We start from the raw sequence: 24,182 nt of genomic DNA on the forward strand, positions 1-24,182 counted from the left end.
AGGAATATCGTCCCTTCGGGATCGATTGAGATAGGTAGCCGCGCGTACGGGTAACCGGAACGAGGAAGACCAGCCGCAACCAGAATGACCGGGAGTTGGAGTTCAGTGTCCGAAACCGCCCCTACCAGCGAGAACAACCCACTCCTCCGGCGCAACGTGCCCGCCGACTGGACCGAGACCGACACCCGCGCCGTGGACACCGTCCGGGTGCTCGCGGCCGACGCCGTCGAAAACTGTGGCAGTGGCCACCCCGGCACCGCGATGAGCCTGGCGCCGCTGGCCTACACGCTCTTCCAGCGCACGCTGCGTCACGACCCGAACGACCAGAACTGGCCGGGCCGCGACCGCTTCGTGCTGTCGGCCGGGCACTCGAGCCTGACCCTCTACATCCAGCTGTACCTCGCCGGCTACGGCCTCGAGCTCGAGGACCTCAAGCAGCTGCGCAAGTGGGGCTCCAAGACGCCGGGCCACCCGGAGTACCGGCACACCGACGGCGTCGAGACCACCACCGGCCCGCTCGGGCAGGGCCTGGCCAACGCCGTGGGCATGGCGATGGCCGCCCGCCGCGAGCGCGGCCTGCTCGACCCGGACGCGGCGCCCGGCGAGAGCATCTTCGACCACCACATCTTCGTGATCGCCTCCGACGGCGACATCGAAGAGGGCGTCACCTCCGAGGCCTCGTCGATCGCGGGCCGCCAGGAGCTGGGGAACCTGATCGTCTTCTACGACGACAACAAGATCTCGATCGAGGACGACACGAACATCGCGCTGTCCGAGGACACGGTCAAGCGCTACGAGGCCTACGGCTGGCACACCCAGGTCGTCGAGGGCGGCGAGGACGTCGTCGCGATCGAGGAGGCCATCAAGGCCGCCAAGGCCGAGACGCAGCGGCCGTCGTTCATCGCGCTGCGGACCGTCATCGGCTACCCGGCCCCGAAGAAGATGGGCACGGGCAAGGCGCACGGCGCCGCGCTGGGCGCCGAAGAGGTCGCCGCGGTGAAGAAGATCCTCGGCTTCGACCCGGAGCAGTCGTTCCAGGTCGAGGACGACGTCATCAAGCACACGCGCCAGGCGCTCGAGCGCGGCAAGGCCGAGCACGCCGAGTGGACCAAGAAGTTCGAAGCGTGGGGCGCGGCCAACCCGGAGCGCAAGAAGCTGGCGGACCGCATGGCCACCCGCTCGCTGCCGGAGGGCTTCGCCGACAACCTGCCGAAGTGGGAGCCGGACGCCAAGGGCATCGCGACCCGCAAGGCTTCCGGTGAGGTGCTGAACGCGCTCGCCGACCCGCTGCCGGAGCTGTGGGGCGGCTCGGCCGACCTGGCCGAGAGCAACAACACCACGATGAAGGGCGCCGACTCGTTCGGTCCCGAGAAGGCCGCCACCGACATGTGGCAGGCCAACCCGTACGGCCGGACGCTGCACTTCGGCGTCCGCGAGCACGCCATGGGCTCGATCCTCAACGGGATCGCGCTGCACGGCGGCACCCGCCCGTACGGCGCGACGTTCCTCATCTTCTCCGACTACATGCGCCCGCCGGTCCGGCTGGCCGCGCTGATGAAGGCGCCGGTCACCTACGTGTGGACGCACGACTCGATCGGCCTCGGCGAGGACGGCCCGACGCACCAGCCGATCGAGCAGCTCTCCGCGCTGCGCGCGATCCCGGGCCTCAACGTCGTCCGCCCGGCGGACGCCAACGAGACCGCGTACGCGTGGAAGGCCGTCCTGGAGGACGTCCACCACCCGTCGGGCCTGGCGCTGACCCGCCAGAACGTGCCGGTGCTCGAGGGCACCAGCGCCGAAGGCGTCGCCAAGGGCGGGTACGTCCTGGCTGACAGCGACGGCACCCCGGACGTGGTCCTCATCGCCACCGGCTCCGAGGTCCAGCTGGCGGTCGAGGCCAAGAAGACCCTGGACGCCGACGGCGTCAAGGCGCGCGTCGTGTCCATGCCGTGCGTCGAGTGGTTCGACGCACAGGACGCGGCCTACCGCGAATCCGTCATCCCGGCCGGTGTGAAGGCCCGCGTGTCCGTCGAGGCGGGCATCGCCCAGTCGTGGCACCGCTTCACCGGTGACGCCGGGGTGAACGTTTCGATCGAGCACTTCGGCGCCTCCGCCGATGCCGCCACACTGTTCCGTGAGTTCGGGTTCACCGCGGAAGCAGTCGTCGAGGCCGCGCGCCGCTCGATCGCCAACACCAAGAACTGAAGGGGATGACAGTAATGAGCACCGACAAGCTCGCGCAGCTGTCCGAAGCGGGCGTATCGATCTGGCTGGACGACCTCTCGCGGGAACGCCTGAACACCGGCAACCTCGCCGCGCTGATCCGCGACAAGCACGTCGTCGGCGTCACGACCAACCCGACGATCTTCGCCAACGCGATGTCGAAGGGCGACGCCTACGACGAGCGGACCCGCGAACTAGCCGCCCAGGGCGCCGACGTCGAGGCCACGATCCGCGACCTGACCACGACCGACGTGCGCAATGCCGCGGACCTGTTCCGCGACGTCTACACCGCCACGAACGGCGTCGACGGCCGCGTCTCCATCGAGGTCGACCCGCGCCTGGCCAAGGACACCGACAAGACGGTCGTCGAGGCGCAGGACCTGTGGAAGACCGTGGACCGGCCGAACGTGCTGATCAAGATCCCGGCCACCGAAGAGGGCCTGCCGGCCATCACCAGGACCCTGGCCGAGGGCATCAGCGTCAACGTCACGCTGATCTTCTCCGTCGAGCGGTACAAGAAGGTCATCGAGGCCTACTTCGCCGGCTTGGAGCAGGCGAAGGCCAACGGCCACGACCTGCGTGGCATTCACTCCGTCGCGTCGTTCTTCGTCTCCCGCGTGGACACCGAGATCGACAGGCGCCTCGACGAGATCGGCACCGACGAGGCCAAGGCCCTGCGCGGCAAGGCGGCAGTCGCCAACGCCCGGCTCGCGTACGCGGCCTTCGAGGAGCTGTCCGCCACGGACCGCTGGAAGGCCCTCGCGGCCGAAGGCGCGAACGCGCAGCGCCCGCTGTGGGCGTCGACCGGCGTCAAGAACCCGGACTACTCCCCCACGCTCTACGTCGACCAGCTCGTGGTGAAGGACACCGTCAACACGATGCCGGAGAAGACCCTGGACGCGGTCGCGGAGCACGCCGAGATCACCGGCGACCAGGTCAGCGGCCGCGCCGCCGAGGCGCAGGAGGTCTTCGACAAGCTCGAGGCCGTCGGCATCGACATCCGCGACGTGTTCCTGGTGCTGGAGAACGAGGGCGTCGAGAAGTTCGAGAAGTCGTGGACCGAGCTTCTGGAGACCGTGCAGGGGCAGCTCGAGAAGGCGAAGGGCTGAAGCACGACATGACGACAGGTGAGAAGACCGGCGTCGAGATCGTGGACGCCGCACTGGCGGAGCGCGCCGCGCCGCTGGTCGAGCAGCTGGTCACCGACCAGGTCGCGTCGAAGCTGGCGGCGCAGGACGCGACGCTCTGGGGGCCGGACGCCGAGCCCGAGGCGTCGATCCGGCTGTCCTGGACGACGTTGCACAAGTCGTCGCGGCCGCTGATCGGCGAGATCGAGGCGCTGCGGACCGAGCTGCGGTCCGAGGGCGTCGACCGGGTCGTGCTGGCCGGCATGGGCGGCTCGTCGCTGGCGCCGGAGGTCATCACCGGCACCGACGACGTCGCGCTGACCGTGCTCGACACGACCGACCCCGGCCAGGTCGCCGACGCGTTGGCGGGTGACCTCGAGCGCACCGTGATCGTGGTGTCGTCGAAGTCGGGCGGCACCGTCGAGACCGACAGCCACCGGCGGATCTTCGCGAAGGCGTTCACCGACGCGGGGATCGACGCGGCCCGGCGGATCGTGGTCGTCACGGACCCGGGCTCGCCGTTCCAGGAACTGTCCGAAAAGGAGGGTTACCGCAAGACCTTCCTCGCCGACCCGCACGTCGGCGGCCGCTACTCGGCGCTGACCGCGTTCGGGCTCGTCCCGGCCGGTCTCGCCGGCGCGGACGTCGCCCGGCTGCTCGACCAGGCCGCCTCGGTGGCCGACGAGCTCGCCGCGGACTCGGCCGACAACCCGGCGGTCAAGTTGGCCGCCGCGTGGGCCGCCGCGCACGAGACGGGCGCCGAGAAGGTCGTGCTGGCCGACACCGGCTCCGGCATCAAGGGCTTCCCGGACTGGGCCGAGCAGCTGATCGCGGAGTCCACCGGCAAACAGGGCACCGGCCTGCTGCCGGTCGCGGTCGAAGGCCCGGAGGCGCCCGGCTTCGCCGACGCCAAGTCCGACGCCACGCCCACCGCGGTCGGCAGCCCGCAGGGCGCGGCGAAGATCGCCGTCACCGGCTCGCTCGGCGCGCAGTTCCTGCTCTGGGAGTTCGCCACGGCGCTGGCCGGGCGGCTGCTCGGGATCAACCCGTTCGACCAGCCGGACGTCGAGGCGGCCAAGAAGGCGGCCCGCGCGCTGCTGGACGACCCGGAGAAGCTGAAGGGCGGCGAGGAACCGTCCAACGTGGACGGTCCGGTCGAGATCTTCGGCTCCGCCGGGGTTTCCACCGAGGGCAGCCTGACCGACGTGCTGCGCGCGTTCTTCGCTTCGGCGCCGGAAGCGGGCTACATCGCGGTGCAGGCCTACCTCGACCGCCTCGACGACGCGTCGACGGCCCTGCTGCGCGGCGAAATCGCCAAGCGCACCGGCCTGCAGACGACGTTCGGCTGGGGCCCGCGGTTCCTGCACTCGACCGGCCAGTACCACAAGGGCGGGCACCAGAACGGCGTCTTCCTGCAGCTCACCGGCGCCGTCGAGCAGGACCTCGAAGTGCCGGAGCGGCCCTACACGCTGGGCCAGCTGCAGCACGCGCAGGCCTTGGGCGACGGGCAGGTGCTCGCCGAGCACGGCCGCCCGGTGCTGCGCCTGCACCTGACCGACCGGGCCGCGGGCCTCGCGGCGGTCGTCCGCGCGGTACAGGAGGTCACCGCATGACGTGGACCAACCCCCTTCGCGACCCGCGGGACAAGCGGCTCCCGCGGATCGCCGGGCCGTCCAGCCTGGTGATCTTCGGGGTCACCGGCGACCTGGCCCGCAAGAAGCTGATGCCCGCCATCTACGACCTGGCCAACCGCGGGCTGCTGCCCGCCGGCTTCTCGCTCGTCGGGTTCGCCCGGCGCGACTGGGAGCACCAGGACTTCGGCGAGCTCGTGCACGACTCGGTCAAGGAGCACGCGCGGACGCCGTTCAAGGAGTCGGTGTGGAACCGGCTCGCCGAAGGCATCCGGTTCGTCCAGGGCACCTTCGACGACGACGACGCCTTCGACCGGCTCGCGCAGACGGTCAAGGACCTCGACAAGGAACGCGGCACCGGCGGCAACACGGCGTTCTACCTGTCGATCCCGCCGGGCGCGTTCCCGGTGGTGACCAAGCAGCTGGCCCGCTCGGGCCTGGCCCACGCCGACGAGAACACCTGGCGGCGCGTGGTCATCGAGAAGCCCTTCGGGCACGACCTGAAGAGCGCCGAAGAGCTGAACGCGATCGTCAACGACGTCTTCCCCGAGGAGTCGGTGTTCCGCATCGACCACTACCTCGGAAAGGAGACGGTGCAGAACATCCTGGCGCTGCGCTTCGCGAACCAGCTGTTCGAGCCGATCTGGAACGCCAACTACGTCGACCACGTGCAGATCACCATGGCCGAGGACATCGGCCTCGGCGGCCGCGCGGGGTACTACGACGGCATCGGCGCCGCGCGCGACGTCATCCAGAACCACCTGCTGCAGCTGCTGGCCTTCACCGCGATGGAGGAGCCGCTGTCGTTCGAGCCGCGGGCCCTGCGCGCGGAGAAGATCAAGGTGCTCTCGGGCACCAAGCCGGTGGAGCCGCTGGACAAGACGACCGCGCGCGGCCAGTACACGGGCGGCTGGCAGGGCGGCACGAAGGTGCCCGGCCTGCTGCAGGAAGAGGGCTTCGCGAAGGACTCGAAGACCGAGACCTACGCCGCGGTGACCCTCGAGGTGCAGAGCCGCCGCTGGGCCGGGGTGCCGTTCTACCTGCGCACCGGCAAGCGGCTCGGCCGCCGCGTCACCGAGATCGCCATCGTGTTCAAGCGGGCGCCGCACCTGCCGTTCGACTCGACGTCCACCGAGGAGCTGGGGCAGAACGCCCTGGTCATCCGGGTGCAGCCGGACGAGGGCATCACGCTGCGGTTCGGCTCGAAGGTGCCGGGGACCACGATGGAGGTCCGCGACGTCACGATGGACTTCGGCTACGGGCACGCGTTCACCGAGTCCTCCCCCGAGGCCTATGAGCGCCTGATCCTCGACGTCCTGCTCGGCGAGCCGTCGCTGTTCCCGGTCAACGAAGAAGTCGAGCTGTCCTGGAAGATCCTGGACCCGGTGCTGGAGCACTGGGCCAAGGGAGGCTCTCCGGAGCAGTACCCGCCGGGCACGTGGGGCCCGCCGTCCGCCGACGAAATGCTGGAGCGCACCGGCCGGAAATGGAGGCGCCCGTGATCATCGACCTGCCGTCCACCACGACTTCGGCGCTCAACAAGAAGCTGGTGGAGATCCGCGAACAGGGCGGGCAAGTCGCGCTCGGGCGGGTCCTGACGCTGGTGATCGTCGCCGACGACGACGCCAACCTCGAAGACGCCATAGAAGCCGCCAACGGCGCGAGCCGGGAGCACCCTTCGCGGGTGATCGTGGTGGCCAAGGGCGCGCGCACCGCGGCGCCACGGATCGACGGCCAGATCCGGGTCGGCGGCGACGCCGGCGCGAGCGAGGTCATCGTGCTGCGGCTCTACGGCCCGCTGGCCGCCCAGGGCCAGAGCGCGGTGGTGCCGCTGCTGCTGCCGGACGCGCCGATCGTCGCCTGGTGGCCGGGCACCGGCCCGAAGGACCCGGAGAAGGACCCGCTCGGCGAGCTGGCCCAGCGCCGGATCACCGACTCGGCCGCGGAGAAGAACCCGGTCAAGGCGCTGACCACGCGGGCGAAGGTGTACGCCGCGGGCGACACCGACCTGGCGTGGACCCGGCTGACCCGCTGGCGGGCGCAGCTGGTGTCGGCGCTGGACCTGCCGCCGTTCGAGAAGGTCACCGGCGCGACCGTGACCGGCGAGGCCGACTCGCCGTCCACCGAGCTGCTGGCCGCCTGGCTGGCCGAGTACCTGAAGGTGCCGGTCAAGCGGGTCAAGAGCTCGGGCGCGGCGGGCATCATCTCGGTGACGCTGGACCGGCGCTCGGGCCCGGTGGAGCTGCACCGGCCGGACGGCCGCGTCGGCACGCTGACCCAGCCGGGCCAGCCGACCCGGCGGATCGCCCTGCAGCGGCGGACCACGCAGGACTGCCTGATCGAGGAGCTGCGCCGGCTCGACCCCGACGAGGTGTACGAAGCGGCGCTGCACGGCCTCGGCAAGTTCACGTCCGGGACGAACGGGAAGACCGGCGCGCCGGCCAAGCCCGACGTCACCACCCCGGCCGCGGACGAGGCGGCCAAGAAGCCGGCTCCCGTTTCCGCCAAGGCCAAGAAATGAGCAAGACCGAGGTCGTCGTCTACGCGAACCAGGACCTGCTGGCGGCCGCCGCGGCCGCCCGGCTGGTCACGCGGCTGGTGGACGTCCAGGCCGCCAAGGGCTCGGCGTCGCTGGTGCTCACCGGCGGCGGCACGGGCATCGCGGTGCTGGCCGAGCTCCAGGCGTCGTCGGCCCGGGACGCGATCGACTGGTCGCGCCTGGACATCTACTGGGGTGACGAGCGGTTCGTCCCGGCCGATTCGGACGAGCGGAACGAGAAGCAGGCCCGCGAGGCCCTGCTCGACCACGTCCCGCTCGACCCGAAGCGGGTCCACGCGATGGCGGCGTCGGACGGCGAGTTCGGCGACGACGTCGACGCGGCGGCCGCGGCCTACGCCGAGGTGCTGGCGTCGAACGCGGGGCCGGAGGACCACGGCGACGTCCCGTCGTTCGACATCATGCTGCTGGGGCTGGGCGGTGAAGGACACACGGCGTCGGTGTTCCCGGAGTCGCCGGCGGTGTACGAAACCGACCGGTCGGTGGTGGCGGTGCGCAACTGCCCCAAGCCGCCGCCGACCCGGATTTCCCTGACCCTGCCGGCGATCCGCCAGGCCCGCGACATCTGGCTGATGACGGCGGGCGAAGCGAAGGCGGACGCGGTGACGCTGGCCCTGGCGGGAGCGGGCGAAGTCCAGCTCCCGGTCGCCGGGGCCCGGGGCCACCGCCGCACGCTGTGGCTGCTCGACCGCACCGCGGCGGGCAAGCTGACGAAGGTGTACCAGCCCCCGACGGCTTGAGCCGGTCCGGTGAAGGCCCTCTGCTCCGGCAGGGGGCCTTCACTGCTTTTCCGGCTGCCAACCGCGGCCGAGGCGGCCGAAGATCTCCTCCGCCGCCTTCAGGCGGTTCTCCTGAGCCAGGATCAAGTCCCGCGAGGACAGCGCGAAGCGGGCCAGTGCCGCGCACGAGACGTCGTCGGCCGCAGCGCCCGTCTCTTCGGCGATCGCCCGGGCCAAGGCCGTCTCGTGGCGCAGCCACATCCGGCGGCCGTACTCGCGCAGCGCCGGGGTGCTCTCGATGAGGCGCAGGAACTCCTCGTCCGGGCCGCCGTCGGAGATGTCCCGCAGGGTGTGCTCGCGCAGGGCGTCCACGATCGTGTGCCCCGGCGGCCGGCCGCGCACCGCCTCGACCAGGGCCGCCTCGATGTCGTCGTCCTGGTCGAACAACAGGGCTTCCTTGCTCGGGAAGTACTTGAACAACGTCGTCACCGAGACGTCCGCGGCATCGGCGACGTCCTTCACCCCCACCGCGTCGTAGCCGCGTTCGAGGAACAGCGCGAGCGCCGCGTCGGCCAGGGCCTGGCGGGTCTGCGCCTTCTTGCGCTCACGGCGTCCCATCACTTCGGTCATGGACCCAGCCTACGTGATGGTGGACTCACTTCAAAAGTTTAGTCATTGCACTTTTTGAGTCACTGTGTTTTTCTGGGTTCAGGCCGCCGGAAGAGCCGGCGGCCCCGAACTTCCCGGGGGAAGCCATGAACTCCATCGCCATCGTCGGCGCCGGCCTCGGCGGACTCGCCTGCGCCCGCGTCCTGCAGCTCCACGACATCGACGTCACCGTCTTCGAGCAGGAGGCTTCGGCCGATGCCCGCCCCCAAGGCGGCACGCTCGACATGCACGGCGACACCGGCCAGGTCGCCCTCCGCACGGCCGGCCTGCTCGACGAGTTCCGCGCGCTCGCCCGGCCGGAAGGCCAGCAGATGCGCGCGCTCGACCCGCGCACCGCGGAAGCCGTCTTCGAAGAGATGCCCGCCGAGGGCGACGACTTCCGGCCCGAGATCGACCGCGGCCAGCTCCGCGGGATCCTGCTCGGCTCCCTTGCCCCCGGCACCGTCCGGTGGGGCCGGTCGATCACCGACGTCACCACGAGCGGGCAGCTGACCTTCGCCGACGGCGCCACCCAGGACTTCGACCTGGTCGTCGGCGCGGACGGCGCGTGGTCGCGGGTCCGCCGCGCCCTCACCGGCGTCCGGCCCGAGTACAGCGGCGTCACGTTCGTCGAGTTCGGGCTCGACGACGCCGACCGCCGTCACCCGGAACTGGCCGCACTGACCGGCCAGGGGACGCTGATGACGAAGATCGACGGCAAGGCGATCGTCGCGCAGCGCACCAGCGGTGGCCACATCCGCTGCTACGCCATCTTCTACGCCGCCGAAGACTGGGCCGCGGGCCTCGACTTCGCCGACCCCGCCGCCGTCCGCGCGCACCTGCTGGAGCGCTACGCGGGCTGGCACCCACGGGTGCTCGGCTTCGTCGACGAACAGGACGGCGGGTTCACGCACCGGCCCCTGTACGTCCTGCCGGTGCCGCACGCCTGGACCCACACGCCCGGGCTCACGCTGCTCGGCGACGCGGCGCACCTGATGCCGCCGCTGGGCGTCGGCGCGAACCTCGCGATGCTGGACGGCACCGAGCTCGCCACGGCATTGGCGACGTCCTCGAGCGTCGAGGAGGCCGTCCGGGCTTACGAAGCCGGGATGCTGCCGCGGTCGATCGAGACCGCGAAGGCGTGCGCCTCGGGCCTGCACGACCTGCTCAGCGACGATCTCCGGTCGATGGCCGCCTGACGATCTACCGCCGGACGGCCACACGTGGGTAACATGATTCCCACGATGTGGTCGTCCGGGTGCACCCTGAGGAGCAGCCCTCCCACTCTCAGTAGCGCCACTCCGTGGGTATCCCCCGGACGGAGCAGAAGACTGCGGAATTCGGACGCCCGAACTCCGACAACGGGTGAAACTTACCGTCTTCGTACGCGACCTCGTTAGCATCCGCACATTTGTCTGGCGCTGCGCGTCCCGATCGGGCCCTGAGCGCATCTCACCACCAAGTCCACAAGACGAATGGGGTCGCCAGCGATGAGTACAGAGGGACTCTCGATTCCAGGCATCTCGATCGCCGGCTCGGGGCCATCGGCCGCCGAGCGGGTGCGAAGGCGCGGTCTGAGCATCTTCGGCTCGGTCCCCCGCCCGGCTGTGGTCAAGTTCGCCATCGAGGCGGCCGCGGTCATCCTGGCCGTGCTCGACGTCTGGCTGGTGATCCCCGAGAAGGCCCAGCCGTATTCGATCTGGCTCTCCGGCGCCGCCTGCCTCGCGGTGGTGTTCCGCCGGAAGTTCCCGTTCCTCGCCGTGCTCGTCGCGGTCCCCGGCTTCCTGGCCGGCTGGGCCCAGCTCGCGTCGATGATCACGCTCGGCATGCTCGCCACCCGCCGCCAGCTGCACTGGCAGGTCTGGGTCGGCGCGGCGCTGGTCTGGATCTGCCGGTTCGTCCAGTGGCCACTGGAGGACTTCGCCCAGCTCAGCTGGCGCGAACACATCCTCGACGGCATCTACGGCGTCCTCGTCGCCGGCATGCCGATCGCGATCGGCCTGCTCATCGGGGCCCGGGCCGAGGTGTCGAACAAGCTCGCCGAGCTGGCCACGAGCCGCGACCGCGAGCGCCGCTTCCACGCCGACGCCGTCCGCGCCGAGGAGCGCGCCCGGCTGGCCCGCGAGATGCACGACGTCGTCTCGCACCAGATCACGCTGATCGCGATGCAGGCCGGCGCCCTGCAGGCCCAGACGGCCGACGACCGCGCGCAGGAGACCGCGCAGGTCATCCGGACGCTGTCGAAGCGAACGCTCGAGGAGCTGCGTTCGCTGCTGAGCGTGCTGCGCGCGGGCGCGGACGACGACGGCCCGCGCCCGGGCATCAACGACCTCGACCGGCTGATCCGCACGTCCGAGGTGCCGGTGCACCTGTCCGTGGAGCACCTGCCGGAGGCCCTGCCGAACCAGGTGTCGGCGGCGGCCTACCGGACGGTGCAGGAGTGCCTGACGAACGTCCACAAGCACGCCCCGGGTGCGACGGCGACGATCCGCATCCAGGGTGAGCACGGAGCGCTCAAGATCGAGGTCCGCAACGAGCGGGCCAGCCGGCCGGCGGAGGCCCTGCCCTCGGGTGGCCACGGCCTGACGGGCCTGGCGGAGCGCGCGCGCCTGCTGGGCGGAAGCTTCGAGACGTCCGGCATGAAGGACGGCGGGTTCCGCGTGCGAGCCCGCTACCCGCTGGACCGCTGACCTCGGGGCATCACGTGTGACTGACGGGGCATCACGTGTGATTGGACGGGCATCACGCGTGATTGAGCGGGCATCACGGTGATGCCCCTCTGATCACGGGTGATGCCTCGCCAATCACAGGTGATGCCCCTCTGATCACGGGTGATGCCCGTTCGAGCGCACGAAAAGCCACCCCGAGGTGTCCCGGGGTGGCTTTCGGGCTGGGGACGCTTAGATGATCTCCCGGCGCTGACGCAGGCGCTCGAGGGCTTCGGCCAGGATGGCCTCGCCGTCGGCGTCGCTGCGACGCTCCTTCACGTACGCCAGGTGCGTCTTGTAGGGCTCGGTCCGCGGCGCGGCCGGCGGGTTCTTCTCGTCCTGCCCGCCGGGGAGACCGCAGCGGGGGCAGTCCCACTCGTCCGGGATCTCCGCGTCGAGCGCGAACGACGGCCGGGCTTCGTGCCCGTTGGCACACCAGTAGGCCACGCGGCGCCGCGGCGCCGACTCACCCCGTTCCGATTCGCCCGTAGGACCGGCACCCACCCGGGTGCCTCGAATCGCGTTACCGCCAACCATGAATCCTCACACCTAGGAATCGGCGGCGCGCCCCCCAATAGGCACGCCGAATCGCTGCGCCCTGCCGTCGTGACCCGGTCGCGATCGACGGCGGGGCGCCGGACGCCTCACACCTTGAGCAGCAGACCCAGGCCCACGATGCTGATCAGCCAGACCGCGCCCAGCAGCAGGGTGATCCGGTCGAGGTTCTTCTCGGCCACGCTCGACCCGGCCAGGCTCGACTGCATCCCGCCGCCGAACAGCGACGACAGGCCACCGCCCCGGCCACGGTGCAGCAGCACGGCGACCACCAGCAGGACGCTGGAGATGATCAACAGGATTTGCAGGAACAGCTTCATGTCATCCTCTGGGCTCTAGGAGAATGCAGGGGCACGGCATGGTCGTTTCCGACCACCACCGTACCCCTGGACTCGTCCACTGCTGTGTGACGGACCGGATACACAGGCTACCCGGTCGTGGCCTCGATCAGGGCAGCGGCCCGCCCGCGGCGAGTGCGCAGAGTTTCGTGAACTCCTCGCCGTCGAGGCTCGCTCCGCCGACCAGGGCACCGTCGATGTTCTCGCAGCCCACCAGTTCGCTGATGTTGCCCGATTTGACCGATCCCCCGTAGAGCACCCGGACGGACGAAGCGACGTCGTCGCCGTACTTCTCCTGGAGGGTGGCGCGGATGGCCTTGCAGACCTCTTCGGCGTCGGCCGACGACGCGACCTTGCCGGTGCCGATCGCCCAGACCGGCTCGTACGCGATCACCACGCCGGAGACCTGCTCGGCCTTGAGGCCCTTCAGGCCCTCGATCAGCTGCGTCGTGGTGTGGTGGATGTGCTCGCCGGCCTCGCGGACCTCGAGCTTCTCCCCGATGCAGAGGATCGGCGTGATGCCGTGCTTGAGCGCGGCCTTGACCTTCTTGTTGACCAGCTCGTCGGTCTCGGCGTGGTATTCGCGCCGCTCCGAGTGCCCGACCGCGACGTACTTGCAGCCCAGCTTCGCCAGCATCAGGCCCGAGATGTCACCGGTGTAGGCGCCGGAGTCCTGCGGCGCGAGGTCCTGGGCGCCGTAGGTGAGCGACAGCTTGTCGCCGTCGACCAGGGTCTGCACGCTGCGGATGTCGGTGAACGGCGGCAGCACCGCCACGTCGACCTTCGCGTAGTACTTCTCCGGCAGCGCGAAGGCGATCTTCTGGACCAGCGCGATGGCCTCGAGGTGGTTCAGGTTCATCTTCCAGTTGCCGGCGATGAACGGCTTGCGTGCCACTAGTTCTTCTCCTCCAGGGCGGTCACGCCCGGCAGTTCCTTGCCCTCGAGGTACTCCAGCGAGGCGCCGCCACCGGTGGAGATGTGCGAGAAGCCGTCCTCGGGCAGGCCCAGCTGCCGCACCGCGGCGGCCGAGTCGCCGCCGCCGACCACCGTGAACGCGTCGCTCTTCACGAGCGCTTCCGCGACGGCGCGGGTGCCGCCGGAGAAGGCCTCGAACTCGAACACGCCCATCGGACCGTTCCAGAACACGGTCTTGGCGTCGGCCAGCTTGCTCGCGAACAGCTCACGCGAGCGCGGGCCGATGTCGAGGCCCTGGCGGTCGGCCGGGATCGCGGTGGCGTCGACGACCTCGTGCTCGGCGTCGGCCGAGAACTCGGTCGCGGCGAGCACGTCGACCGGCAGGACCAGCTCGACGCCGCGCTTCTCGGCCTCGGCGAGGAAGCCCTTCACCTGGTCGAGCTGGTCGGCCTGCAGCAGCGACTGGCCGACCTCGTGGCCCTGGGCCTTGAGGAAGGTGTACGCCATGCCGCCGCCGATGAGCAGCCGGTCGACCTTGGTCAGCAGGTTCGCGATGACGCCGAGCTTGTCGGACACCTTCGCGCCGCCGAGCACGACCACGTAGGGCCGCTTGACGTCGTCGGTCAGCTTCTTCAGCACGTCCAGCTCGGCCAGCACCAGGCCACCGGCGTACGCCGGGAGCACCGACGCGACCTCGTAGACCGAAGCCTGCTTGCGGTGGACGACGCCGAAGCCGTCGGAGACGAACGCGCCGCCGGGGACGAGCGCGCCCAGCTCGGCGGCCAGCTCGGAGCGGTCCACGGCGTCCTTGCTGGTCTCGCGCGCGTCGAAGCGCACGTTCTCCAGCAGGACGACACCGCCGTCGGCCAGGCCGCCGGTCAGCGCCTTCGCGGACTCGCCGACCAGGTCACCGGCCAGCGGGACCTCGGCGCCGAGCAGCTCGGAGAGCCGCTTGGCGACGGGCGCGAGGGTGTACTTCGGGTCCGGCTCGCCCTTCGGGCGGCCGAGGTGCGCGGTGACGACGACCTTCGCGCCCGCGCCGGCGAGCTTCTTGATCGTCGGCAGCGCGGCGCGGACCCGGCCGTCGTCGGTGATGCGGTCCCCGTCGAGCGGGACGTTCAGGTCGGACCGCACGAGTACGTACCGGCCCTGAACGCCCTCGCCCAGCAGGTCGTCGAGGTTCTTGACGCTCATCGGGTTCAGGAGATCTTCGTACCGACGAGCTTGACCAGGTCGGCGAGGCGGTTGGAGTAGCCCCACTCGTTGTCGTACCAGCCGACGACCTTGACCTGGTTGCCGATGACCTTGGTCAGCGGCGCGTCGTAGATGCAGGACGCCGGGTCGGTGACGATGTCGGCCGAGACGATCGGGTCCTCGTTGTAGCGGAGGATGCCGGCCAGCGGGCCCTCGGCGGCGGCCTTGTAGGCGGCGTTGATCTCCTCGACCGTGGCGGCCTTGGTCAGGGTGACGGTGAGGTCGGTGGCCGAGCCGGTCGGCACCGGGACGCGCAGCGCGTAGCCGTCCAGCTTGCCCTGCAGCTCCGGCAGGACCAGGCCGATGGCCTTGGCGGCACCGGTCGAGGTCGGGACGACGCTCAGCGCGGCGGCGCGGGCGCGGCGGAGGTCCTTGTGCGGCGCGTCCTGCAGGTTCTGGTCCTGCGTGTAGGCGTGCACGGTGGTCATCAGGCCCTGCTCGATGCCGAACGCGTCGTGCAGCACCTTGGCCAGCGGGCCGAGGCAGTTGGTGGTGCAGGAGGCGTTGGAGATGATGACCTGCGAGCCGTCGTACTTGTCGTCGTTGACGCCGAGCACGATGGTGAGGTCCTCGCCCTTGGCGGGCGCGGAGATGATGACCTTCTTGGCCCCGCCGGCGATGTGCGCCTTGGCGGCGTCGGCGTTGGTGAAGAAGCCGGTCGACTCGACGACGACGTCCACGCCCAGGTCGCCCCAGGGCAGGTTGGCCGGGTCGCGCTCGGCGAGGGCCTTGATGGTCTTGCCGTCGACGACGATGCCCTCGTCGCTGACGCTGACCTCACCCGGGAACCGGCCCAGGATGGAGTCGTACTTCAGCAGGTGGGCCATGGTCGCGACGTCGCCGAGGTCGTTGAACGCGACCACCTCGATGTCGTGGCCGCTGGCCTGCACGGCGCGGAAGAAGTTGCGGCCGATGCGGCCGAAGCCGTTGACACCTACGCGAACGGTCACTGCTGCCACTCCTCTGAGGATCGGCCGGGCGACCCGGCCGTGACTTGCGGGCTCGCGGTCACCCTAGCGTGCGGGCATGCGCGTCCCTGACTGCCCTGACGAGACTTCCACCACTTGGCGAACGGGTCAAGAATCGATTAAGAAGCCGGGTGGGTCCGCCGGGGTCTTCGCGGGTGGACCACGGTGGACCAGCCGGCTCTTCGGTCTCCCCATTCCGGCTGGCCACGCCGGGTGCCCGCGGCGGCGATGCGGGACCGGATTTGGCGACTGGAACGATTCAGCCACGGTCCGGTTTTGGAGGGCTTCGACAGCATTCGCGGGCCGCGCCGGGCGCGCTCCGGCGCGGGCGTGAGGTCCATGACTCGACCGATCCAGCGACCGCCGAACCGGGGGCCCGGGCCGGTTACGGGAACGAGCCGGTTGCGCCAGCCGCGCTTCCCCGGCCGGCCGCGGCACTTACCCTGCCAGCTCACGCTCCAGCGGAACCGCGGCGTCACCCGGACCTCACCGAACCAGGCCCCGGCACCTCACCCTGCCAGCTCACGCTCCAACGGAGTGCGGAACCGCGGCGTCACCCGGACCTCACCGAACCAGGCCGCGCACCGGTCCGCCTCCGCCGCCACCCTCTGCTCGGCCTCCGCGCCCACGTCCTCCAGCAGGCGGAACGCGATCTCGCCCGACGGACGCTGGGCCCAGCCGCCCACGATGCGGCCGTTCAGCCAGACCGTCGGGCCGATGTTGCCGCTGCGGTCGAACAGGGCCGGGCGGTGCGGGCCCAGGAACCAGTCGCGGTCCTGCCAGCCCATCGGGGTCGGGTCGAGGGCGGGCAGAAACGCCACCCACGGCGGGGGTGCCGCCACCGGCTCGAGGTCGTCCGCCGACACCACACCCGGGACGCCGCCGAGGTCTACCTCGGCAACCGGCAACGCCGCCAGCGCCTTCTTCGTCTGGCCCGCCGTCCAGCCCGTCCACCAGCGCAGGTCGGCCACCGGCGCCGGGCCGTACGCGCGCAGCCAGCGCCGGGCCAGCTCCGCCCGCGCCTCCTCCGCGTCCCACGAAGGCAACCCCGGCGCCCACTCGTCCAGGGGGTGCCAGACGTACTGGCTGCTGATCCAGCTCCCCCGCGGCCGCCCGCGCACGATCCGGCCGTCGGCCGCGAGGAGGAACAGCACCCGGCTCGTGACGTTCCCGATCGCCTCGTACGGCTTTCCGGGCGCCATCCGCAACTGCTGGCGCAACCGGGGTTCGTCTTCGCTCAGCTGCTGCGCGGTCGCCGAGCCGCGCTTGCGCAGGGCCGCCTCGACCGCCTCTTCGACGTCCGCCAGCCACTTCCCCGGCTCCGGCACGTTCTCCGGGTGCCCTTGCTTCCCGAGGTGCTGCTCCAGGAGCTTCCGCTGCTTGACGGCGATGTCCGCGGAACACCCGGCCTGGACGACGGCCGCGGTGTCCAGGCCGGTGACGAACACCGTGCGGCGCATGCCCAGCAGCCGCAGCAGGGTGCGGTCGTCGTACAACGCGCCTTCGAGGGCCGTCACCGCGGGCGACGCGAGCCGCGCGCACGCCGAGAGGTGGACGGTCGCCGGGTCGGTCGCGTGCAGCGCGACGACACCCGCGACCGCGTCGGCCACCGTCGCCGCGGGGGCGGCCAGGTGGTGGCGGACGCCGAGGCGGGCCCGGCGCTGCTCGATGCTGATCGTCGGAGGAGGCACCCGCCGTTGATACCATCCGGCACCGACAAAAACCGCTGGTCGCCTGCCCGGGGCGGCTTTACGCTCGCGGCATGGTCTCCGGTGCGCACTTCGCGGCCTTCGCCGCCCTGACGTTCCTCATGGTCGTCGTCCCCGGGCCGAGCGTGCTGTTCACGATCAGCCGCGCGCTCACGGTCGGCCGGCGCGACGCGCTGCTCACCGTCGTCGGCAACTCCGCGGGCGTGTACACGCAGGTCGTCGCGGTCGCGTTCGGCCTCGGCGCGCTCGTCACGACGTCGGCCGCGGTGTTCACCGCGATCAAGATCGCCGGCGCGCTCTACCTGGTGTACCTGGGGATCCAGGCGTTCCGGCACCGGCGGAAGCTCACCGAAGCCATGGCCGCCCGGGTGCGCGCGACGCCGGGCCGCGTCGTGACCGTCCTGCGTGACGGCTTCGTCGTCGGCTTCGCGAACCCGAAGTCGATCGTGTTCCTCGCCGCGCTGCTGCCCCAGTTCGTCGACCCGGCGGCCGGGTCGGTGCCGGCGCAGATGCTGCTGCTCGGCCTGTGCCTGCCCGCGATCGCGCTGGCCACCGACAGCGCCTGGGCCCTGGTCGCGGGCACGGCACGCGCGTGGTTCGCCCGCTCGCCGCGCCGACTGGAGATGGTGGGCGGCACCGGCGGCCTGGTGATGATCGGCCTCGGCACCGGGCTGGCCTTCACCGGCCGGGGTGACTGAGCACCAGGTCCAGCAACCCGGGGAAAGCCGCGTCGAATTCGGGGCGGCGCAGGCGGTTCAGGCGCCGGGGGCCTTCGTCGCGCTGCTCGATCAGGCCCGCCGCGCGCAGCACCGCGAAGTGGTGGCTGCGGGTCGCCTTCGTCACCGGCAGGTCGAACGTGCCGCACGCCTTCGTCCACTCCGGGACGGCCGCCAGCTCGCGCAGGATGCTGCGGCGCACCGGGTCGGCGACCGCGGCGAGGGCGTCCTGGAGCGGCACCTCCCCGGGCAGCACGTGCGTGAGCCCGCGGGCCCGCGCAGTGTTCGATGATTGTCGTACACTCATCTGGTCGACCTCCATCGAACACTTTACCGAGGAGCCGTCGTGCCCCTGCATCTCGACGTCAGCTTCGGCCGTCAAGCCCGCAACCGCCTGGACGCCGCCACCGCCCCCGGCCGCGAAGGCGCGCTGGCCGCCCTCGAGTCGTTCTACTACGCCTTCAACCAGCGCGATCTCGACGCGTTCCGCCGCGTCTGGACGACCGATCCCCTGGCCCAGCTGAACAACCCGCTCGGCGGCATCCTCCGCGGCGGTGACGCCATCACCGCGTTGTACGAGCGCGTCTTCACCGGCCCGGCGCGCGTCACGGTCACCTTCGGCGACATCGTCGAGTACTCCGGTGACGGCCACGCGGTCTTCGCCGGCCGCGAGACCGGCGAGTACCGCGTGACCGAACCCGTCCCGCTGAGCATCCGGACGACGCGGTGCTTCGCCTACGAAGCGGGCCGCTGGGTGCAGGTCCACCACCACGGCAGCATCGACGACGCCGAAGCCCTCGCCGCCTACCAGGCCGCGATCCGCTAGGCGAGGGCCTCGACCAGGCCCGGCCACCACTCGCGCGGCAGGTCCGACAGCGGGACGACCACCTGGTCGGCCCCCGCAGCCCGGAACTCCCGCAGCCGCGCCACGACGGCGTCGAAGTCGCCCCACACCGTCAGGCCGTCGACGAGCCGGTCGGACAACTCCGCCACGTCCGCGTCGGTGAAGCCCATCCGGCGGAAGTTGGCCGCGTAGCCCGGCACGCCGGCCAGGAACTTCAGCGAGCCGCCCCGGACGACCTCGCGCACGCGCGCCGGATCCGGCTCCGCCACCACGTTCAGCAGCACCGAAAGCTGCGGTCCCGTGCCCAGGATCTCCCGCGCGGACGCGACGTAGTCCGTCGTCACCAAGTACGGGTACGCGCCGGACGCGCGGTCGCGGGCCAGGCCCAGCATCCGCGGTCCCAGCGCCGACAGGACCCGCGCCGACGCGGGGACCGTCTCCTCGAGCTCGTCGAGGTAGTCGTTCATCGTCGCCAGCGGACGCGCGCCGTGCGCACCGCCGAGACCGACGACGAACCGGCCGGCGGGCAGGTCCGCGTACGTCGAGGCGACCTCCGCCGACGGCACCCGGTCGACCGACAGGATCCCGCTCGCGACCTGGATCCGCGAAGTCCCGCGGACGACCTCGGCGATGCGCGGCAGGTTGTTGCCCTGGCCGCCGGGCAGCCACAACGTGGCGTAGCCCAGCTCCTCCAGCTCGGCCGCGGTCGCCACGGCGGCTTCGGTGTCCAGTGCGGTGTGGGTGGCCCCCAGCGGCCCCAGCTTCGTCATGCGCGCGTCAACCGCCGGGGCCGCCGCCGTGTTCCGCGTCAGGCCGGTTGTTCGTCCTCGGCGGAATCCTGCTCCGCGGGCCGCGAGAACATGCGCGTCGCCGAGAGCCGGGCGACGCCGTCGGGTTCGCCCAGGTCCTCCAGGGAGTTGCGGATCGTCGAGTCCACGGACAGGTACTTGCGGCCGGCGCGCAGGTCGGCGTCGTTGCGCAGCCGCACGATCAGCGGGAACTCCGACAGCGCGCCCGCGTCGAACAGGCCCGTCGTGTAGATCAGCTGCACGCCCAGCGCCTCGGCGACCGCGCGCTGCAGTTCCAGGAGGTACCCGGCGGACGCGCGGCCGATCGGGTTGTCCAGGAACAGCACGCCGGAGTGCCGGTTGCGGACCTTGCCGCGGTTGTTCGCGCGCAACGCCGCCAGCGTGCAGTAGAGGATGATCGCCGCGGTCAGCTGCTGGCCGCCGGAGAAGACGTCGCGGATCTCCGAGACGCGCTGGCGTTCGGTCCGCAGCACCGAGTCCGGCTTGAGCATGTCGACGCGGAAACCCTTGGGCGCCGCGGCCCGGACCCCGCGCAGCACCAGGGAAAGCCCGTCGCGCTTGACGTCGCGGCCGTCCGCGGTCTTGCCGACGGCCGCCTCGTCGACGACTTCGCCGAGCTTCTCGGTGAGCGCGTTGTCCTCCAGCTCGGTGAAGCGGATGCGGAGGAACTCCTGGCCGGACCAGTCGCCGAGGCCGTCCGGCAGCCGCGAGACGCGCTGGGCCGAGCGCAACGTCCGCAGCGCGCCGTCGACCATGCCCTGCAGGCGCGTGATGATGCCGCCGCGGTGCCGGTCGATCTGGGCGAGGTCGTCGGTGAGCGACCGCAGCCGCGGCCGCAGCGCCTCGGCCCACTCGGCCGCGTGCGCCGGGAGCTGGTCGCGCTTGACCGAGATGACCTGCTGCCGGACCGGCGTGCTCAGCTTCTCGAACCGCTTCTCCGTCGCGTACTGCGCGAGCTGGTCCGCGGCCGCGCGCACGCGCCGGTCCCCCGCGTCGGCGGCTTCCTGCGCCTCGCTCAGGGTGGCGTTCAGGCGGGCGTGCTGGGCGCGCGCCGTCTCGACGTCACCGTCGTAGGCCACGGCGTCCTGGTCGGTCACCAGGTGGGCCATCGACTCCGCGAGCAGCGAGAAGCCCGACGCGGAGTTCTTCGCGGACTCCAGCGTCGCCTCGGCCGCGGCCCGGCGTTCCTGCAGCTCTTCCCACTTCCGCGCGGCCGCCGACGCCTCCAGCCCGGCCGCGTCGATCAGCTCCAGGCCGTGCTCGATGTCGCGGGGCTTCTCGCCGTTGACGCCGTTCTGCAGCGGCAGCGCGTCCAGTTCGGCACGCCGCGTCGAGACGAGCCCGATCGCTTCGGTGCGCTCGTCCTCCAGGCCGTCGACGACGCGGCGGGCGCGTGCCAGCGCGGCCGCACGGGCCGAGGCGTCGGAGCCGTCCGGCGTCTCCAGCAGTTCGGCTGCCCGCGTGCGCACGGCTTCGTCGAGGGACTCGACGGCCGAACCCGCGGCCGCTTCGGCGGATTCGGCCTGTTCCAGCTCGCTGCGCAGGTCGCTGCCGACCTCCACCTTGGCGTACGACTCGGACGCCGACAGGTAGGTCCGGCGCAGCGCGTCGACCGGTTCGGACGGCACCGGGCCCTCGGCGGCGTCGGCCGCGCCCGGGACCTCGGCCAGCTCGGCACGCGCGGTGGTCGCCGTCCGGCGGTGGCCGTCCGCGGTGCGCTGCTCCTCCCCCGCCTGCTCGCGCAGCCGTGCGGCCTTGCCCGCCGCGTCGGCGGCCTGCAGGTCGGCGCGCTCGGCGACCTCCGTCGCACGCTCGACTTCTTCGGTCCACTCCGCGATCCGGGCGTTGCGCGTGCCCAGCTCGCCCAGCCGTCGCGCCTTCTCCTCGGCTTCGGCCGCGGCCGCCCGCAGTTCCGGGACACGCTCGCGCAGCGACGTGCTCTTTTCGCTCAACCGGGCGAATTCCGCCTCGGCCTGCTCGAGCGCGGTGCGGGCGGTTTCGCGTGCGGAACGGGCCGCCTGGGCCTGCTCGGCCAGCGTCGCGATCGCGCCGGGCGGGTAGTCCTCACGCCAGGTGGTGAGCTTCCAGGTCAGGGCGCCGTCGGCGGACAGCTTGGCGGACAACGCTTCCAGCCGCCGCTGCCGTTCGGTGTGCCGCTGGGCCACGGCTTCGCGTTCGGCGTCGGCGGCTTCTTCGTCGTACATCGCGGGGTTCGGCGGCACCAGGAACTCGACGCCGGGCGCGGCGGGCACCTCGGACTGCAGCGACTCGGTGGTCCCGACGGCGATGATCGCGCTCGGCAGCAGCCGCCGCTTCGTCAGGACCTCGCGAGCGCGGTCGGCGTGCGCGGCGTCGTTCAACAGCACCCCGGACACCAGCTGCGGCAGGCTTTCCAGCACCTCGGCACGCCGGGAAGAGTCCAGTTTGGACAGATACCGCCAGCCGGACCACGCGGTGATCCCGGCTTCCTCCAGGGCATCGAGCGCGGCCTGGACGTCCTCGGGAGGCGGCAGCAGCCCGCCGGAGCCGAGCGCCGAGAGCGCGCGTTCGTCGGCGGACTCCTCCATCCGCAGCGCCGTCTGCTCCTTCTCGACGGACGCACTCGCTTCGCGCAGCCGTTCCAGCAGCACCGGAAGGTCGCTTTCGAGCGCGACGTCGTCCGCGCCGAGCAGCTCGACCAGGCGGCCCTCGGCGGCGAGCGCGTCGGTGCGGCGGTGGGCGCGGTCGAGGTCCTCGGTGGCGCGCTCGAACCGGTCCTGGGTCGTCCCGGCCAGCTGGTGGGCCTCGTTCACGGCCCGTTGTGCCGCTTGAAGATCCGTCCCGACCCGGTCGAGTTCCTGCTCGCGCCGCTTCAGCTCGGCGGTCGCGGACTCGGCCGCGGCGCGCGACGCGCGTGCGGCCTCCGCGACGTCGGCGCCCGAAGGCAGCAACCCCGCCCGCACGGCGTTCTGGACTTCTTCGCGCAGCTCCGTGATGCGCGCTGTGAGGCCGCGCGCTTCGGCCCGCCGGGCGGCCGCGAGGTTGGCGGCTTCGTCGCGTTCGGTCTGCGCCTTCTCGGCTTCCGCGCGCAACGCGCCCGCGTGCGCCTCGGCCTTGTCGGCCTGACGCTGGGCGTCCTGCGCCAGCGAGTGCAGCCCGCGGGCCAGGGCCGCCGCCGCGTCGTTGCGCGCCTGCAGCGCCGGCCGCGCCTTCTCCTCACGGCTGCCGACGAGTTCGCGCAGGTCCTTCGCCTTGCGGGCGGCGTTCAGCTGGTTGAGCACGGTCGCCGTCTCGCGCCAGGCCTCGGCGGCCGTCTTCGCCTCGGCCAGTTCGGCGTCGACGCGCTTGCGGGCCTCCTGGGCCTCGTCCAGGCGCAACACGGCGACCAGGCGACGCAGCTCGGTCACGGCCGCGGCGAGCCGCCGGTGGTCGCCCTCGGCGAGCTTCTCGGCGGACTTGACCTCGGTGACGTGGTCCTCGAGCCCGGACAGCCGCGCGTTCTCCAGCTCGTTGCGCGCGACGACGCGCCCGGCCAGCTCGGCCATGTCGGCCTTGGCCGACGAAGCGATCTTCCGCGACTCCGCCGCGACGCCTTCTTCGGCGGCGAGCGGACCCAGCAGATCCAGCGCACCGGCCACGAAATCGCGCTCGGACAACAGATCCCCGCGCTGCGCCAGGTTGTGCGCGTAGGTCGCGACGACCTCGGCGAGGTCCTTCGGCTCGTCCTCGGAAATCACCGCGCGCAGCAGGAACTCGACGAACGCGTCGTCGGTGCCGAACGCGAACGCGTCCGCCGCTTCCCCTTCGCCGGCGTTCATCGCGCGCTGGTAGCGGAACAGCTCGGTGTCGAGGCCGAGCGTGTCGAGCCGGCCGGTCCACTCGTGGTGGCGGCGGGTCCAGGACAGCTCCAGCTCGGGCTCGGCCAGCTGGGCCGCGGCGAGCTTGTCGTGGAAGCCGGACATGGTGAGCAGCCGGCCGTCCTGCGTCATCGGCAGCGAATCCAGGCCCAGGGCGGCGGTCGGGCGGAAGCAGTACCAGGAGTCGACGAGGTTCTCGGAGTCGGCGGACACGACGTGCCCGCGCCATTCGGACGCCTTGCCGGTGATGATCCGGTGCCCGCTCTCGACGTGCAGCCACTCCAGCACGACGTGCGAGACGTCCTTGGCCGCCACGAACTTCTCGAGCACCTTGGTGCTGGTGGTGCCGACGACCTGACGCCGTCCGGGCAGCATGACCGAGAAGATCAGCTTGATGAGCACCGACTTGCCGCCGCCGTTCTCGAGGAACAGCACGCTGGCCGGTGAGGGGCGGCGCAACTCGGCCGGGCCGGTCGCGTGGATGCCCGCGCTGAACAGCGCGTCCTGCTGGGGCGCGGTGATCTTGGCGCCGACGCCGCTGAAGTCGAGCACGACGTCCTGGTAGCGGGCACCCGCCGGGCCCACCGAATGCAGGCGGACCCGCGAAAGCTCGTACATCTACTCC

At 71.5% G+C, this 24,182-nt stretch carries 20 protein-coding genes; 10 read left to right on the plus strand and 10 right to left on the minus strand.

The features are described 5' to 3' along the window. The first annotated feature begins 105 nt into the window (after positions 1 to 105). Genes tkt through pgl form a run of 6 tightly spaced genes read left to right on the plus strand, consistent with a single transcriptional unit; the run spans position 106 to position 8,278 of the window. Complete coding sequence (gene tkt, locus ACYVLJ_RS12785) at positions 106 to 2,205, plus strand: transketolase family protein (RefSeq protein ID WP_460438791.1); 2,100 nt, start codon at positions 106 to 108, stop codon at positions 2,203 to 2,205. 14 nt (positions 2,206 to 2,219) lie between these two features. Next, complete coding sequence (tal, locus tag ACYVLJ_RS12790; protein WP_460438792.1) at positions 2,220 to 3,332, plus strand: transaldolase; 1,113 nt, start codon at positions 2,220 to 2,222, stop codon at positions 3,330 to 3,332. 8 nt (positions 3,333 to 3,340) lie between these two features. Next, positions 3,341 to 4,963, plus strand: coding sequence for a glucose-6-phosphate isomerase (locus ACYVLJ_RS12795; RefSeq protein ID WP_460438793.1), 1,623 nt, complete (start codon positions 3,341 to 3,343; stop codon positions 4,961 to 4,963). Then, on the plus strand, positions 4,960 to 6,483 hold the full coding sequence (gene zwf, locus ACYVLJ_RS12800) for a glucose-6-phosphate dehydrogenase (protein WP_460438794.1): 1,524 nt from the start codon (positions 4,960 to 4,962) through the stop codon (positions 6,481 to 6,483). Before ACYVLJ_RS12795 ends, zwf begins: the two co-directional genes overlap by 4 nt. After that, positions 6,480 to 7,502, plus strand: coding sequence for a glucose-6-phosphate dehydrogenase assembly protein OpcA (opcA, locus tag ACYVLJ_RS12805; protein WP_451975538.1), 1,023 nt, complete (start codon positions 6,480 to 6,482; stop codon positions 7,500 to 7,502). Before zwf ends, opcA begins: the two co-directional genes overlap by 4 nt. Further along, positions 7,499 to 8,278: a 6-phosphogluconolactonase gene (gene pgl, locus ACYVLJ_RS12810; RefSeq protein WP_460438795.1), complete on the plus strand. Its 780-nt coding sequence runs from the start codon at positions 7,499 to 7,501 to the stop codon at positions 8,276 to 8,278. The genes opcA and pgl overlap by 4 nt, the downstream gene beginning before the upstream one ends. A 39-nt stretch (positions 8,279 to 8,317) precedes the next feature. On the opposite strand, the gene ACYVLJ_RS12815 is transcribed toward pgl, so the two are convergent. Then, positions 8,318 to 8,887, minus strand: a complete 570-nt coding sequence (locus tag ACYVLJ_RS12815; RefSeq protein WP_460438796.1) for a TetR/AcrR family transcriptional regulator — start codon at positions 8,885 to 8,887, stop codon at positions 8,318 to 8,320. Between the two features lie 125 nt (positions 8,888 to 9,012). Here ACYVLJ_RS12815 and ACYVLJ_RS12820 point away from each other — a divergent pair, with 125 nt between their 5' ends. Further along, positions 9,013 to 10,104 (plus strand): FAD-dependent oxidoreductase, encoded by a 1,092-nt coding sequence (locus tag ACYVLJ_RS12820; RefSeq protein ID WP_460438797.1) that lies wholly within the window; start codon positions 9,013 to 9,015, stop codon positions 10,102 to 10,104. A gap of 291 nt (positions 10,105 to 10,395) precedes the next feature. Next, positions 10,396 to 11,595, plus strand: a complete 1,200-nt coding sequence (locus ACYVLJ_RS12825) for a sensor histidine kinase (RefSeq protein ID WP_451975527.1) — start codon at positions 10,396 to 10,398, stop codon at positions 11,593 to 11,595. Positions 11,596 to 11,805: 210 nt separating this feature from the next. Here the strand turns inward: ACYVLJ_RS12825 and ACYVLJ_RS12830 are convergent, their stop codons facing one another. The 6 genes from ACYVLJ_RS12830 to ACYVLJ_RS12855 form a co-directional block, all read right to left on the minus strand. Beyond that, positions 11,806 to 12,150 (minus strand): RNA polymerase-binding protein RbpA, encoded by a 345-nt coding sequence (locus ACYVLJ_RS12830; RefSeq protein WP_364446706.1) that lies wholly within the window; start codon positions 12,148 to 12,150, stop codon positions 11,806 to 11,808. 107 nt (positions 12,151 to 12,257) lie between these two features. Beyond that, positions 12,258 to 12,488 carry a preprotein translocase subunit SecG gene (secG, locus tag ACYVLJ_RS12835; RefSeq protein ID WP_451975524.1) on the minus strand — a complete coding sequence of 77 codons (231 nt, stop codon included), beginning with the start codon at positions 12,486 to 12,488 and terminating at the stop codon, positions 12,258 to 12,260. A 127-nt stretch (positions 12,489 to 12,615) separates the two neighbouring features. After that, positions 12,616 to 13,401 (minus strand): triose-phosphate isomerase family protein, encoded by a 786-nt coding sequence (gene tpiA, locus ACYVLJ_RS12840; protein WP_460438798.1) that lies wholly within the window; start codon positions 13,399 to 13,401, stop codon positions 12,616 to 12,618. Then, positions 13,401 to 14,615, minus strand: a complete 1,215-nt coding sequence (locus tag ACYVLJ_RS12845; RefSeq protein ID WP_451975518.1) for a phosphoglycerate kinase — start codon at positions 14,613 to 14,615, stop codon at positions 13,401 to 13,403. The genes tpiA and ACYVLJ_RS12845 overlap by 1 nt, the downstream gene beginning before the upstream one ends. A 5-nt stretch (positions 14,616 to 14,620) precedes the next feature. Continuing rightward, complete coding sequence (gene gap, locus ACYVLJ_RS12850; RefSeq protein ID WP_308671042.1) at positions 14,621 to 15,625, minus strand: type I glyceraldehyde-3-phosphate dehydrogenase; 1,005 nt, start codon at positions 15,623 to 15,625, stop codon at positions 14,621 to 14,623. Between the two features lie 527 nt (positions 15,626 to 16,152). Continuing rightward, entirely contained in the window at positions 16,153 to 17,334 is a 1,182-nt protein-coding gene (locus ACYVLJ_RS12855) for a winged helix DNA-binding domain-containing protein (RefSeq protein WP_460438799.1), read from the minus strand. Between the two features lie 71 nt (positions 17,335 to 17,405). On the opposite strand from ACYVLJ_RS12855, the gene ACYVLJ_RS12860 reads away from it, so the two are divergent. Beyond that, the gene (locus ACYVLJ_RS12860; RefSeq protein ID WP_451975513.1) at positions 17,406 to 18,050 is read left to right on the plus strand and encodes a LysE family translocator; all 645 of its coding nucleotides are present in this window, start codon (positions 17,406 to 17,408) and stop codon (positions 18,048 to 18,050) included. Here ACYVLJ_RS12860 and ACYVLJ_RS12865 read toward each other — a convergent pair. After that, positions 18,031 to 18,375 carry an ArsR/SmtB family transcription factor gene (locus ACYVLJ_RS12865; RefSeq protein ID WP_451975510.1) on the minus strand — a complete coding sequence of 115 codons (345 nt, stop codon included), beginning with the start codon at positions 18,373 to 18,375 and terminating at the stop codon, positions 18,031 to 18,033. The two genes, ACYVLJ_RS12860 and ACYVLJ_RS12865, sit on opposite strands and share 20 nt — an antisense overlap. A gap of 39 nt (positions 18,376 to 18,414) precedes the next feature. Between ACYVLJ_RS12865 and ACYVLJ_RS12870 the strand changes: the two genes are divergently transcribed. After that, entirely contained in the window at positions 18,415 to 18,894 is a 480-nt protein-coding gene (locus ACYVLJ_RS12870; protein WP_460438800.1) for a YybH family protein, read from the plus strand. Here ACYVLJ_RS12870 and ACYVLJ_RS12875 read toward each other — a convergent pair. Then, entirely contained in the window at positions 18,891 to 19,682 is a 792-nt protein-coding gene (locus ACYVLJ_RS12875) for an LLM class oxidoreductase (protein WP_460438801.1), read from the minus strand. The genes ACYVLJ_RS12870 and ACYVLJ_RS12875 overlap by 4 nt on opposite strands. Positions 19,683 to 19,720: 38 nt before the next feature. Beyond that, on the minus strand, positions 19,721 to 24,175 hold the full coding sequence (locus ACYVLJ_RS12880; protein ID WP_460438802.1) for a coiled-coil domain-containing protein: 4,455 nt from the start codon (positions 24,173 to 24,175) through the stop codon (positions 19,721 to 19,723). Between the last annotated feature and the right edge of the window lie 7 nt (positions 24,176 to 24,182).

This window comes from Amycolatopsis stemonae (assembly GCF_054781455.1).

Bases quoted from the DNA above. Each gene is read 5' to 3' on its own strand.
- tal (WP_460438792.1), top strand. From the start codon at position 2,220: ATGAGCACCGACAAGCTCGCGCAGCTGTCCGAAGCGGGCGTATCGATC.
- ACYVLJ_RS12795 (WP_460438793.1), top strand. From the start codon at position 3,341: ATGACGACAGGTGAGAAGACCGGCGTCGAGATCGTGGACGCCGCACTG.
- zwf (WP_460438794.1), top strand. From the start codon at position 4,960: ATGACGTGGACCAACCCCCTTCGCGACCCGCGGGACAAGCGGCTCCCG.
- pgl (WP_460438795.1), top strand. From the start codon at position 7,499: ATGAGCAAGACCGAGGTCGTCGTCTACGCGAACCAGGACCTGCTGGCG.
- ACYVLJ_RS12815 (WP_460438796.1), bottom strand. From the start codon at position 8,887: ATGACCGAAGTGATGGGACGCCGTGAGCGCAAGAAGGCGCAGACCCGC.
- ACYVLJ_RS12820 (WP_460438797.1), top strand. From the start codon at position 9,013: ATGAACTCCATCGCCATCGTCGGCGCCGGCCTCGGCGGACTCGCCTGC.
- ACYVLJ_RS12825 (WP_451975527.1), top strand. From the start codon at position 10,396: ATGAGTACAGAGGGACTCTCGATTCCAGGCATCTCGATCGCCGGCTCG.
- ACYVLJ_RS12830 (WP_364446706.1), bottom strand. From the start codon at position 12,150: ATGGTTGGCGGTAACGCGATTCGAGGCACCCGGGTGGGTGCCGGTCCT.
- secG (WP_451975524.1), bottom strand. From the start codon at position 12,488: ATGAAGCTGTTCCTGCAAATCCTGTTGATCATCTCCAGCGTCCTGCTG.
- ACYVLJ_RS12845 (WP_451975518.1), bottom strand. From the start codon at position 14,615: ATGAGCGTCAAGAACCTCGACGACCTGCTGGGCGAGGGCGTTCAGGGC.
- ACYVLJ_RS12860 (WP_451975513.1), top strand. From the start codon at position 17,406: ATGGTCTCCGGTGCGCACTTCGCGGCCTTCGCCGCCCTGACGTTCCTC.
- ACYVLJ_RS12865 (WP_451975510.1), bottom strand. From the start codon at position 18,375: ATGAGTGTACGACAATCATCGAACACTGCGCGGGCCCGCGGGCTCACG.
- ACYVLJ_RS12875 (WP_460438801.1), bottom strand. From the start codon at position 19,682: ATGACGAAGCTGGGGCCGCTGGGGGCCACCCACACCGCACTGGACACC.
- ACYVLJ_RS12880 (WP_460438802.1), bottom strand. From the start codon at position 24,175: ATGTACGAGCTTTCGCGGGTCCGCCTGCATTCGGTGGGCCCGGCGGGT.